The organism is Daejeonella rubra (assembly GCF_900103545.1).
GTDB lineage: Bacteria > Bacteroidota > Bacteroidia > Sphingobacteriales > Sphingobacteriaceae > Daejeonella > Daejeonella rubra.
In genome coordinates, this window is the sequence record NZ_FNHH01000014.1 from 1 (window position 1) to 13062 (window position 13062).

The 13062-nt window shown below is 43.4% G+C and carries 8 protein-coding genes; 6 read left to right on the forward strand and 2 right to left on the reverse strand.

Going from position 1 to position 13062, the window contains the following annotated elements; genetic code table 11:
- Positions 1-436 precede the first annotated feature (436 nt).
- A complete protein-coding gene (locus tag BLR27_RS10755; RefSeq protein WP_090704738.1) occupies positions 437-1300 on the reverse strand; it encodes an SMP-30/gluconolactonase/LRE family protein in 864 nt (287 codons plus the stop codon).
- 266 nt (positions 1301-1566) lie between these two features.
- Between BLR27_RS10755 and BLR27_RS10760 the strand changes: the two genes are divergently transcribed.
- The 5 genes from BLR27_RS10760 to BLR27_RS10780 all read left to right on the forward strand — a co-directional run bounded on the left by BLR27_RS10760 (position 1567) and on the right by BLR27_RS10780 (position 8353).
- Positions 1567-4593: a T9SS type B sorting domain-containing protein gene (locus BLR27_RS10760; RefSeq protein ID WP_090704739.1), complete on the forward strand. Its 3027-nt coding sequence runs from the start codon at positions 1567-1569 to the stop codon at positions 4591-4593.
- Positions 4594-4794: 201 nt separating this feature from the next.
- On the forward strand, positions 4795-5829 hold the full coding sequence (gene proB / locus BLR27_RS10765; RefSeq protein ID WP_090704741.1) for a glutamate 5-kinase: 1035 nt from the start codon (positions 4795-4797) through the stop codon (positions 5827-5829).
- Between the two features lie 9 nt (positions 5830-5838).
- Positions 5839-7086: a glutamate-5-semialdehyde dehydrogenase gene (locus tag BLR27_RS10770; protein WP_090704744.1), complete on the forward strand. Its 1248-nt coding sequence runs from the start codon at positions 5839-5841 to the stop codon at positions 7084-7086.
- 114 nt (positions 7087-7200) lie between these two features.
- Entirely contained in the window at positions 7201-7986 is a 786-nt protein-coding gene (locus BLR27_RS10775) for a HipA family kinase (RefSeq protein ID WP_090704747.1), read from the forward strand.
- Positions 7964-8353, forward strand: coding sequence for a DUF3037 domain-containing protein (locus BLR27_RS10780; protein ID WP_090704749.1), 390 nt, complete (start codon positions 7964-7966; stop codon positions 8351-8353). Before BLR27_RS10775 ends, BLR27_RS10780 begins: the two co-directional genes overlap by 23 nt.
- Before the next feature lie 135 nt (positions 8354-8488).
- Here the strand turns inward: BLR27_RS10780 and BLR27_RS10785 are convergent, their stop codons facing one another.
- Positions 8489-11044, reverse strand: coding sequence for a PAS domain S-box protein (locus tag BLR27_RS10785; protein WP_090704751.1), 2556 nt, complete (start codon positions 11042-11044; stop codon positions 8489-8491).
- Between the two features lie 400 nt (positions 11045-11444).
- Between BLR27_RS10785 and BLR27_RS10790 the strand changes: the two genes are divergently transcribed.
- Entirely contained in the window at positions 11445-12941 is a 1497-nt protein-coding gene (locus BLR27_RS10790) for an ATP-binding cassette domain-containing protein (protein ID WP_090704753.1), read from the forward strand.
- The last annotated feature ends 121 nt before the right edge of the window (positions 12942-13062 follow it).

The following is a 13062-nucleotide window of genomic DNA, read 5'->3' on the forward strand; positions in this document are numbered from 1 at the left end:
GAATCCTTCAGAATAACAACGGGTTTTCTTGATTTGCTGTAAATTTGCTTTCATATAACTTGACTTTTATGGTCAACCTATATCAGGGACGTACACAATGTCTTGGTTCTTGGCTCTTGGTTCTTTTGTCAGGGTTCTGAAGTCTGAAGTCAGAGGTCTGAATAAATACTGCTGATTTCAAATTATCACTTCATCGTCCTGGTTCCTCGCTCTTTATAATTGGTTAGTGAAGAACCACCCCCTTTAATTCCCCCGCTCCAATGGAGTCCTTTGGACCAGCGGTGGACACTAGACGCCTAGGAAAATTGTGCTTTAAGATGAAAAATTGTCATCTATGAGCACATTTTCAAATTTAGCTTTCCGCTTTCCCCTTTCCGCTTTTGGCTTTCCCCTTCCGCTTTCAGCTTTCCCCTTTCCGCTTTTGGCTTTCCCCTTCCTACTTCACCTCATAAGCCACCACCGTATTCCTGAAAAATGTAGGAACATACAGCGTTTTTGTTGCCGGATCAAAGCCGATATCTGCGGTGCTTCTTTTGGCGGCGCGGGTGTCCATCAGCAGTTGTTTGCTGCCATCGGTGTTTACGTACCAAAGGGCGCCTTCCCAGCAGGAAACGATGAATTCATTGTCCTGAACGTGTTCAATGCCGTCAATTCCGCCTTCCATGCCATCCGCGATCAGCGTCAGTTTTTTATCATCATTCATTTTATACATGCCGGTACCATCCAGAACATAGAGTACATTATCGTGGAATAGCACGCCATTTGGCTGGCTTAGGTTTTCAGCAAGCAGCTCTGCCTTTTCGTTTTCTACTTTATATAATTTTTTAGCCAGGTAATCGGTCACGTAAATCGCACCATTCGGGTCGATGCTGATGTCATTTAGTCCGGTTGCTGATTCAATGGGGATGCTCTTTTCGATCTTACCCGTTGCGATGTCAATAACTACGATTGCATTCAGGTCGGCAGCGTATAATTTACCATTGTACATGCCCATACCTTTAGGTGCATTCATTCCGGAAACCCATTCTGCCGCAATGATCTTTCCATCCAATCCTACCTTAGCGATCGAGCCTTTCCCATCTGCTTTCCAGGGATCAGTTCCATCTACATTGCTGACAAATAATAGCTGACTGGCTTTATCAAAAAGTACTGATTCAGGGACTTTCAGCAGGCTGTCGCTTTCCCATTTTTCAATTAGCTCATGTTTCTGAACGGAAGCTTTCTGCTCAGTTTCTTTCTCTTTGTTTGGCATATTGCAGGCTGTTAAGGAGATCGCTGCGATAAAAAGTAGTTTTTTCATACCTGTTTTTTCTTGGTTGATAATAAAGATAGAAAAAACGAATTATTTCAGGATGCAAATGGAATAAATTCAATGCAATGGCATCCAAAAAAGCTCATCCTGCGTATCTTCATAGAGTGAAAGATCAATTCATTGAAAAGTAAACAAGGTTTGCCTGTTTCTGTTTTGCTTTTCTGATGAAAAAACTACATATTTAAGTTAGGACACCATTGGCAGATCTCCGGTAATATTATCCGCCTTATTCTGAAACGGATATTTTAAAGAAAATGAAGAATCTAATCACAAATCTGGTCTTTTTATGGGCCTTCTTGTATTTTACAGATTCGAATGCCCAGGCGCCTGTTATCAGCTCGTTTTCGCCCTCTCAGGGTGCTGTGGGAACGCTGGTTTCTATTTCCGGGACAGGATTGAACACTCCGGAATCCGTTCAGATCGGGGGAAAGGCGGCATTGGTCATTGCCAGTTCGGCGACTTCCATTACTGCCTATGTGATGCCCGGTGCTGTCGCAGGCTTGATTTCAGTAAAAAATTCTTTTGGTTCATCTAATAGTACAAGTCAGTTTACACTTCTCAATACGCCCTATCCTAATACTCAACAAGGTCCAAAACTGGTCGGCGGAGGCAGTATCGGTGAAGGCGGACTTGGCAGGTCGGCGGCCATCAGTGCCGATGGAAATACGGCGATTGTTGGCGGTTCTTCTGATAATGCTCAGCAAGGTGCGGCATGGATCTATGTTCGGAATAATGGCATCTGGACTCAGCAGGGACCAAAATTGGTGGGAAGCGGTAATGTCGGTCCGGCACATCAGGGAAAATCTGTGGGCATCAGTGCCGATGGAAATACCGTAGTCATTGGCGGTAATAATGATAATAAAGGGATGGGTGCGATCTGGATCTTTACGCGGAAGAATGGTATCTGGACTCAGCAGGGGGATAAGTTAGTCGGGACAGATACCGATGCCACATTTTTGCCTGTAAGCCAGGGTTTTTCGGTTGGGATGAGTGCCGATGGAAATACGGTCATTGTGGGTGGACCCTATGATAGCTCCAGCCGTGGCGCAGCCTGGGTCTTTATCAGAACGGGCAATGTCTGGACCCAGGATGGCGGTAAACTGTTTGATGATACCAATGTGAATGGATCGCAGGGGCAGGGTATTTCCGTGGGATTGAGTGCCGATGGGAATACAGCCATTGTGGGTGCACCTCTGGAGAATTCGCAGGAGGGAGCAGCCTATGTTTTTGTGAAGAGCTCTTCCACATGGGACAGGCAGCCTAAAAAGCTGGCTATTACTGATTATGTGAGTACGAAATGGCAGGGAATATCTGTCGCGCTGAGTGCCGATGGTGCCAATGCCATTGTAGGGGGCTCGGTAGACGGGAATGCCAGGGGTGCGGCATGGGTGTTTCAAAAGAATGGTGCAGAATGGATTCGCAAGGGATTGAAAATGGTGGGTACAGGAAGTTCGGCAGATGCTGCTCAGGGTTGGTCGGTGTCGATCAGTGCCGACGGAAATACCTCGCTTGTAGGAGGATATAAAGATAACTGGACGAATGGAGCGGTATGGGTTTATACCTGGACAGATTCCAAATGGCTGCAGCGGGGGCCTAAATTAACCGGCACCGGAAGCAAAGGTTTGGCTAACCAGGGGCACTCCCTTGCTTTAAGTGCGGATGGCTCAACTGCTATTATTGCAGGAAATATAGATAATAATCTTCAGGGGGCCAGCTGGATATTTACTACCGGTCCGGCCATTTCCATTACCCTCAATGAGTATAGTTCCTTATTCTGTAAAGGCTTAACGGAAACCCGGTTTTCGTATACCGCAACGGAGGGTGACCCGGATCTGTATAGCATTGAATGGGATGCAGAGGGGCTGGCTGCCGGACTGACGAATGTGAACGATCAGCCTCTGCCTCCCGGAAGTATTTTGGTGAAATTGCCTGCCTTGCTCGCTGATGGAGTTTATAATGGGGCTTTGAGAGTGAAGAACACTCGTACGGGAGAAAGCAGTACAGGTTCTATTTTCACGCTTGTGATTCCGGAACTGCCAAAGATCTCCCCAATTACCGGCGCTGGCAGTTTGGCTGTGGGATCTACTAGCAAACTGGTTTCTGCTACGGCTAATGGGGTGTGGACAAGCAGCTCGAATGCGATTGCAACAGTGAATGCCAGCAGCGGACAGGTCAGCGCGCTAGCGGAAGGTGCCGTAACAATCACCTACACGGTTACCAATGCCGCGGGATGCAGTAATTCTGAAAGTTTTAACCTGCTGGTACTTTCTGCTTCATCACTTCAGTCTATTTCTTTCCCGCCAATTCCTGTCAGAATCTATGGCGATGCAGATTTTCCTCCGGGTGCTGTTCATGCAAATCCCTCGAGTACAATGGTTTATATGAGCAGTGATAGCCAGGTTGCAAGCATAACTGTTACCGGTCAGATTAAGATCAGGGGTGTAGGTTTAACTCTGATCACCGCTTCTCAGTCGGATAACCGGGCAATTAATGCTTCGCAAATTTTAACGGTTAAGCCCAGAGATCTAAGCATCACGGTTAATGATCAGACCCGGAGCTATGGTATTCCAAATCCGGAATTGACCGCTGTTTATAATGGTTTTGTGCCCGGGGAAGGGGTGTCGGTCCTTGAGAAATTACCTGTGATCTCAACTTCTGCATCGATCAGTTCATCGCCCGGTATTTATCCCATTGTTGCCAGTGCTGCTTTGGCTGCAAATTATTCTATTTCGTATGTGGATGGCAAGCTTTTGATCAGCAAGGCTGATCAGGCGATGGATTTTGAGCCTATCCCGAATAAAAAATTGAGTGAGTTGAGCTTCAGGCTGAATGCGACGGTTAATTCGGGATTGCCGGTTACTTTTACCAGTAATGCGCCGGCTATTGCATCCATCATTCCACCTGATCAGGTAAGTATCAACTCTTCGGGTAAAGTAATTATTGAGGCTAGTCAGGCCGGGAATGAGAATTACAATCCGGTTACTGTTTTCCGGGAATTCAGCATTTTCTCCGATTTTTTTACCCTGAATGCGAATACTTTTACTCCCAATGGGGATGGCATCAATGATCAATGGACGCTTCCTGGATTGGATGCTGACAATACAGCTATGGTTCAGGTTTATAACCGTTATGGGAAGCTGGTTTTCGAAAGTATGGCTTATACTAAGGCCTGGGATGGGTATTTTCAGGGAGAGGTGCTCCCGCAGGGGACTTATTATTATAAGATTTCGAGCCGGGCTGGGAAGCAGGTGCTTTCGGGTGCGGTGACGTTGATTTATTGATTGCTAGCGGTTGCTGGCGCACGCGTGCCGCGTGTGCCAAACTAATTCCAGAAACAAATCATGCTTAAAAATTAGTATTCAGAGACTGATTTAGCACGCGTGGCGCGCGCGCTAGCGGAGTTCCAAATAAATATTAAAACGCTTCATTACCACTCACCACCTACCTAAAAAATCCTTAAATTCGCTTCATATACATATAAAGTGGCAAAACCTATACTCGTACTTAAGTTTGGAACGGCATCAATCACTACCACAGATGGGGAGCTTGATGAGTTAGTGATTGAAGAAATAGCCTTACAAGTGGCATCTATCCATAAGGAATATAATTTGGTGATCGTTTCATCAGGTGCAGTTGCTGCAGGAAAGAAGTTTCTAAAGAATTATGGAGGTACGCTGAATGAGAAGAAAGCAGCGGCATCTGTTGGGAATCCGCTTTTATTAAATACATACGCCAAATATTTTTCACCGCATGGCATTGCCATTGCGCAAAGTCTTTGTGAGCGGCATCATTTTTCGAACCGTGATCAGTTCCTGCAGCTCAAGAAAACCTATGAGGAGCTTTGGGCGAGCAATATCATCCCGATCGCCAATGAAAATGATGTGGTGAGTAACCTGGAATTGAAATTTTCTGATAATGATGAGCTGGCCACCCTGATCGCTGTTGGTTTTGGTGCTTCTCAGGTATTGTTTAGCACATCTGTCCCCGGTGTTCTGGATGGAAATGGGAAAGTTATTCCGGAGCTGGATACCACAGATAAGAAGATCCTGCTTTTAGCAAACAAGGAAAAATCTGCTTCCGGTTTGGGGGGCATGACCTCTAAATTGAATTTTGCCCGCCTGGCCAATCAAATGGGAATACGGGTGGTGATATTTGGTATCCGAACTGACAATGGGATTATAAAAGCTCTGGAAGGTTCAACTGGTACTTTATGCCTGCCTCAGAAGAGTGATCTTCCTGCACGTAAAAAGTGGCTGGCCAGTGGTAGCCTGGTCCGCGGGCGGATACAGATCGATGCAGGGGCCTCTAAAGCGCTGAAAGACAGGCATAGTCTGCTTGCAGTAGGAATTAAGAAAGTACTGACAGGTTTTGAGAATGGCGAGATAATCGAAATTCTTGATGAAGACAATAATGCTGTAGCTGTGGCTATTGCGAAGATCGATTCGGCTACGCTGGCGACTAATACCAAAGTAAAAAACCTGGAAGTGGCGCATGCCGATAATATTGTTTTACTGTAAATTTTTATCATGGAATCGATACAATCTCTTCTTGAACAGGCCTCGCAGGCAACCATAGCGGTGAAGCTTCTCAGTGATGATGAAAAAGCAGATATACTGAAATCATTGGCAGCAAAGATCAGGGAAAAGACTGACACCATTATTGCTGAAAATAAACTGGATCTCGACCGGATGCCGGATACTGATCCGAAGAAAGACCGCCTATTGCTTTCTTCCATCAGAATAGAAGACCTTGCCAAAAGTGTGGAGGATATTGCTGCTCTTCCTGATCCGAGTAATCGTCTGCTTTCGGAAAGGATTCTGGATAATGGACTGCTCGTTCAGAAAATAACAGTCCCCCTGGGTGTAGTTGGGGTAATTTATGAGTCGAGGCCCAACGTGACCATTGATGTTGCAGCTTTATGCATTCAATCTGGCAATGTATGCCTGCTGAGAGGTGGGACTGATGCTTTTTATACCAATACTTACCTGGTCGCACTGATTCAGGAGGTTCTGGCAAGCTTTGATCTGGATGTGAGTATCGTTCAGCTACTTCCTACAGACAGGAAATTCATGCCTGAACTGCTCACGGCGACAAAATATGTGGATATTTTAATTCCAAGGGGCTCACAGCAACTGATCGATTATGTGCGTGAGCATGCTTCAGTGCCTGTTATTGAGACAGGGGCAGGCGTTTGTCATACCTATGTGGAAGCTTCTGCTGATCTTGAAAGTGCCGCAAATATCGTAACCAATGCCAAGGTCTCCCGTCCCTCAGTTTGTAATTCACTGGATACGGTCATTGCAGAAAGAGAAATTCTGGAACCCTTACTAAGTCTTTTGGCTCCCAAACTGGAGTCCTATGAAGTGGAGATCTTTGCTGATCCGGAATCTTACACCATTTTGAAGCAGTTGAATTATCCATTTCTAAGAGAAGCTGTGGAGGATGACTTTGGGCGGGAATTTCTTGATTTTAAATGCTCTGTAAAAACAGTTGGTGGATTTGATGAGGCGCTGAAACATATCCGTAAATTTTCTTCCAAACATTCGGAAGCCATCATCTCTAAAAATATGGAGTACTGCGAGCGCTTCCTGAATGAGGTGGATGCGGCTGCAGTTTTTACAAATGCCTCGACACGATTTACGGATGGAGGTGTCTTCGGACTGGGAGCAGAGATCGGAATCTCTACTCAAAAATTACATGCCCGTGGTCCTTTTGCACTGGAAAAGCTGGTGACTGAAAAATGGATCATACGGGGACAGGGACAGGTTAGGTAAGCTAAAATTGCGCTAGCGCACGCCGTTCCGCGTGTGCTTAAACAAAACGCTAGCGCACGCGTGCCGCGTGTGCTTAAAGAATTCAGATAATCAATTGTATAACAATATAATACCATGCAATCCGCACTCCGATCAGTCAATGTGACCCGTTATGTAACTCCCCTGAGGGAAGGCGGTTCTATGCCTGCGATTGCGGAAGCAGATGATGGCTTTTTGTATGTGATCAAGTTTCGCGGAGCGGGACAGGGTCCGAGAGCTCTGATCGCTGAACTTATTGGAGGAGAGATTGCCAGATTACTGGGATTGAGGGTGCCTGAACTGGTTTTTGCCAGTCTGGATGAGGCCTTCGGTCGGACAGAAGCGGATGAAGAGATTCAGGATCTGCTTAAGTTTAGTGTGGGCTTAAATCTTGGTTTGCATTATCTTTCGGGAGCGATTACTTATGATCCTGCGGTCAATACCATTGATGAAGAACTGGCTTCGAAGATCGTATGGCTTGATGCTTTGCTGATGAATATGGATCGTACCTGCCGTAACACCAATATGCTGATCTGGCATAAGGAATTATGGCTGATCGATCATGGGGCAGCGCTTTATTTTCATCATTCCTGGCAAAATTGGGAGGAGCAGTCTCAAAAGGCATTTAGCCTGATCAAAGACCATGTCTTGCTGCCACAGGCATCTGCATTGGAAACCGTTGACAAGGAATTCAGGCCACTGCTGAGTTTAGAGCGAATTCAATCTATTGTATCACTGATACCTGATGAATGGTTGGAAGATGGTTTTTTTAGTACGAAGGAAGAGCATCGCCAGGCTTATATTAAATTCCTTGAAATGCGTCTGAAAAGTTCAGAAATATTTATAAACGAAGCCCGAAATGCGAGAGAAGCACTTATTTGAGTATGCTGTAATCCGCGTTGTACCAAGGGTGGAGCGCGAAGAGTTTTTAAATGTTGGGGTGATCCTGTATTGCTCCGGACAGAAATTTCTGCGTGCAAAATGCTGGCTGGATGAGGAAAGGATGAAAGTTTTTTCACCCCGAACAGACCTGACAGAGATCAGGGAGAATCTGGATGCTTTCTGCCAGATAAGCATGGGAGATAAAGATGCCGGGCCGATAGCAAAACTGGATATTGCATCCCGTTTTCGCTGGTTAACTGCTACCAGGAGTACGGTTTTACAAACATCTAAAGTGCATCCCGGTTTTTGTGATGATCCGGATGAAACGATTGAAAAATTGTTTGAAGAAATGGTATTGATTAATTGATACTGGCTTACGCGTGCCTCATGTGTCCATAAGCACATGCCCTCTTCAGGTGTCTGCTCAATGTTATTAAGCTAATGAATTTAATTGGATGGTAAATAAATGATAGTCACATTTTTTTGCAGTAGCGATCAATTATCACAAATCTATTTCAATTTTTGCTGCGGGTTCATTTTCAACTTCTGCAGATCGCATAACGATAGAGCGGATCACATCATCAAGTTCCTGTGCTGAGGTTAAGATATGCGCGAGTAATTCAGAATAATAGGTTTCACCTTCTGCATTTTTAAGGATATCTGTTAATCCCATGATGCGGGCAAGCGGTGCCCTGACCACATGCGACTGAAACCAGGCTATTTCACGTAACCTTGTATTTTGATCTTCAATGGCCTGTATATAATTTATTTGTTCAGTAATATCCTGTATGGCCCCGATCATTTTTACAGGTTCACCCTCCTCGTTATAAATCAAGAAACTTCTGTCGAGCACATAGCGATAAGTTCCGTCTGCTGAACGGAAACGATATTCAGCTTTCCATCTGGGCTTCTTATTCTTTATACAGTTTTCAAAATTTTGGACTGTTCGTTTCGCGTCTTCCGGATGAACGTTTTTCAACCACCATTCCTGTGTAGTTGTATCTGCAACCAGTTTATGACCGAAAATTCCATGTATTCCTTTATTCCAAACGACTTCATTTGTTAAGAAGTTAAAATCATAAATTGTGTCGCTGGTGGCTTTTGAGACAATATTATATCGTTCCAGTCCGGCTTTGATTTTATTCTCATCTTCAATACGCCGGGTCACATCTCTTGAATTGGCTACAATGCCGGCAATGACCGGGTCATCACTCATATCAGTGATAATAGTCTCGACCCAGCGAAATTTATTATTCCCATCTAAAAAGCGAAACGCTGAAACTTCAACCCGTTTCTGAACAGATAACATGTCGAATTGACTCTTAACCAATTCTTTATCATCCTTGTGAATAAAGTCAAACGCATTTTTCCCGATAAAGGAATCTGCATCTATACCTAAAATGGATTTGCTGGTGGGACTCACATACTGATAATTACCATCTGTATCCAGGATGGCAATCAGATCAGACCCATCCTGTACCAGAGCTTTAAATCGCTGTTCGCTTAATTTTAAAGCCTGTTCTGATTTGATATTGTCTGTTATGTCTGTTGCAATAACCAGCCTTGCATCTCTTCCTTCAAATTGAATGGTATTCGCTTCAATATTGACATAAATAATTTCGCCTGATTTTTTCTGGTTCCTGATCTTTTCCTGATTGAAAAGTTTGGCTTTAACTTTCGCGGCAATGATCTCTTTCAAATGGCCCAGGTCATCTGAAAGTGTGATCGCCTGAATGGTCATGGAAAGAAATTCTTTCCTGGTATAACCATAATGTCTGATTGCTGCATTATTTACGTCCAGGAAACGGAATGTTTCTACATCATACACCCATTGAGGGATCGGGCTGAAATTAAACAGATTCCTGTATTTTTCTTTTTCCAGATTAAGTTCATTCTCAACTTTTTTTCTGTTACTTATATCTCTAAAATAAATGGATAAGCCATCTTCGGAGGGGAAAGCTGATACTTCACACCAGAGGTCAACAGAAGGCAGGTACTCTTCGAAGTGGACAGAAACCTGATCGTTCATAGCTTTATGATATTCGCTGTAAAATTTCAGTGGAATTGCTTCAGGGTATTTCTCCCAAAGATTTTTGTCCATCATTTCCTCGCGTGATTTAATTAAAATCCGTTCAGCCTCCCGGTTCCAATAGGTAACTTTCCATTGATGATCCACAGCAAAAAAACCGTCAGTAATACTTTCCAGAATATTAGCTACCCTCTTGTGGTATACTTCAAGCTGTTTTTCAGCTTCTTTCACATGAGTGATATCTTTTGCTATTCCATAAACACCGATAACTTCCTTGTGGATTACGATTGGAATATTCGTAATATTCAGAATTCTCGCTTTCCCAAGTCTGGTCTTTACTCTGATATCGAAATTAATAATATCCCCTTTGATGGTTTGCTGAAAATAATTAAATGCATCTTCCAAATCTTCTTCGGCTATAAACGGAATAAAGGATAGTTTGAGTAATTCTTCTTTCGTACATTCAGCCAGATCAAGCATCACATTATTGACACTCAGAAAATTTCCTTGCTTATCGAGTGTGAAAATACCATCCGGATAATCATTAAACAGCGGGTGCTGAAAACTCTTATCCAGCAGGAGTTTATTGTTCAGGGCATTTTCGCTTTCGCCGGACACCAGCAAGTCGTTAACTTCAGTTATTGTATGAACGATATATTCAACAATTCCATGTTCATTGATCAGAGGATAGGTATCGCAGGTCCAGAAGTGGTCGTCATTTCCTTTGTTTCCGGGACCGAACACCCTATATTTTTGCAGAGGTATTTTATGGGGCTTCTTTAACAGCATTACCTGATTTAAAGTTGTTTTTAAAGTTTTCCTGCTGTCTGAAGTGTCATCCCCATTTTCCGGTGTTAAAACATCGAAAATGCATTTTCCGATCAGATCGGCCTTTTTGGTATTGGTAGCCTGGAGAAATGCTGCATTTACTTCAGCGATCCTGAAATCGGGGGAGTCTGTCTGCAGAATGATACTTGCTGCAGGAGAAAAATGAAAAACAGGTATATTTTTTAAAGATAGCATGTTCATTGGTAGATGATCAGACGCGTAAAAGCTTATATTGTTTTAAGCCCAAATATTAATTCGTTTTAGTGAATTTCAATATTTTTTTTAATGTAATTCATGAAAGACTTTAATCCTGAAAATTTCCAGCAAAGTTAATCTGCAGCTATCATGCCAAAATTTCTGAAAGCTCAAAACGATCTTAATTTCTGTCCTTAGCGCTACTGAGTTAAAGCCAATGGCTAATTCTCCTGATGGAATAATAGTTTCTCAGAGTTTCAATAATGGCAATATCAATATCTTTGCCCACATACCGGCATAAAATAATTGCTCAGTTTTTAAAATAACAAGCAGGCAATTTAATCTTGCTTTGTTCTTGAATCTGAAAACAATAGTTTTGAGAAAGTCATGTTTTATAATACCTTCTGTGAATAATCTCCTTATATCATACCGCAACGTTAGCATCCGCCAATATAATTCTCTTGTTTTTGAGGGACTCGATTTCAGTCTTGAAAAGGGCCAGAACTGGGCTTTGGTTGGTAAGAGCGGCTCCGGAAAAAGTACGTTTCTTGATTTTATCATGGGCAAAGCCTCCATGGCAAGAGGTGAAGCACACTTTCCGTATTTTGATCGCCATATTCAGGAGCATCATCAGGATGATCCCTTGTTTAACAGGTATAAACTGATGACACAAGTGTCTGCCAGACATGAATTTCGAAACCTTTCCAATACCAGCGACTTCTATTATCAGCAGCGTTTTAATTCATGCGATTCTGAAGATGCGGATACCGTAGCCACATATCTTTCAACTATTAAGGTTGTGAACGCTTCGGGTGCATGGACCATTCAAAGGGTGACAGAACGTTTAAGTCTGACACATTTGCTTGATAAGGAGCTTATTAAATTATCCAATGGTGAAACCAAAAGATTGATGCTTGGCGCAGCACTGATGAAAAATCCATTATTACTCCTGCTTGATAACCCGCTGAATGGACTTGATGTTGCTGCCCGCCAGGATTTCAGTGCACTTATTTCTGAAATTTCTGGATCGGGGATCAGCATCATTATGGCAACTCCATCCACAGAAATTCCCGATGCGATCACCCATGTGGCGGTATTGGAAAATGGCAAAATGATCAGTCAATGCCCTGCAAATGAGTTTAAGCCGGATAGTTTTTATACCGGTGAGCAAAAACAAACGAATACGGAAGAACTTAAGCAGCTACTTTCAGTTACTCCATCGGTTGTTTATGATACTATTATCGGAATGGAAAATGTTTCGATCAAATATGGTGAAAAGCAGATTCTTGATCAGGTAAACTGGCAAGTAAGGGAGGGGGAGAGATGGGCTCTGACAGGACATAATGGAGCCGGGAAATCTACTTTGTTAAGTCTCATAAACGGCGATAATCCGCAGGCTTTTGCAAATAAAATCACCCTCTTTGACCAGCGAAAGGGTAGCGGAGAGAGTATTTGGGAGATAAAAAAGAAGATCGGCTATGTGTCGCCGGAATTTTTTCAGTATTTCCCAATGGAGAGTACCTGTCTGCAGGTCATAGAATCAGGATTTGATGATACGCTTGGCTTGTTCCGTGTGTCAGTTAAATCCAGGGCCGAAACCTCATTGCGCTGGATGAAATTACTGCATATCAGCGAATTTGCCAGTGAATTGATACGCAATGTTCCGGTAAGTATTCAGCGCATCTGCATGCTGGCCAGAGCAATGGTAAAGAATCCTTCTCTGTTAATTTTGGATGAGCCTTGCCTGGGACTAGATTTTGAGCGGCAGGAACAATTTAAAAATCTTATTGACGAGATCTGTGGAATGAGTGATCTGACCCTCATTTACGTCAGTCACTATCAGCATGAAATGCCGGCAAGTATCAAGTTTACGTTGAAGCTTGAACAAGGTAGGGTTGTTTAGCTTACCTATATTTATGCTAGCGCACGCGTGCCGCGTGTGCTTTACCAAATAAAACCGAAACCGTTCCCTAATTAATTCTGTCCGTTCCCTCTTTAGAATACCTCCTCAATCAAGATTGAAT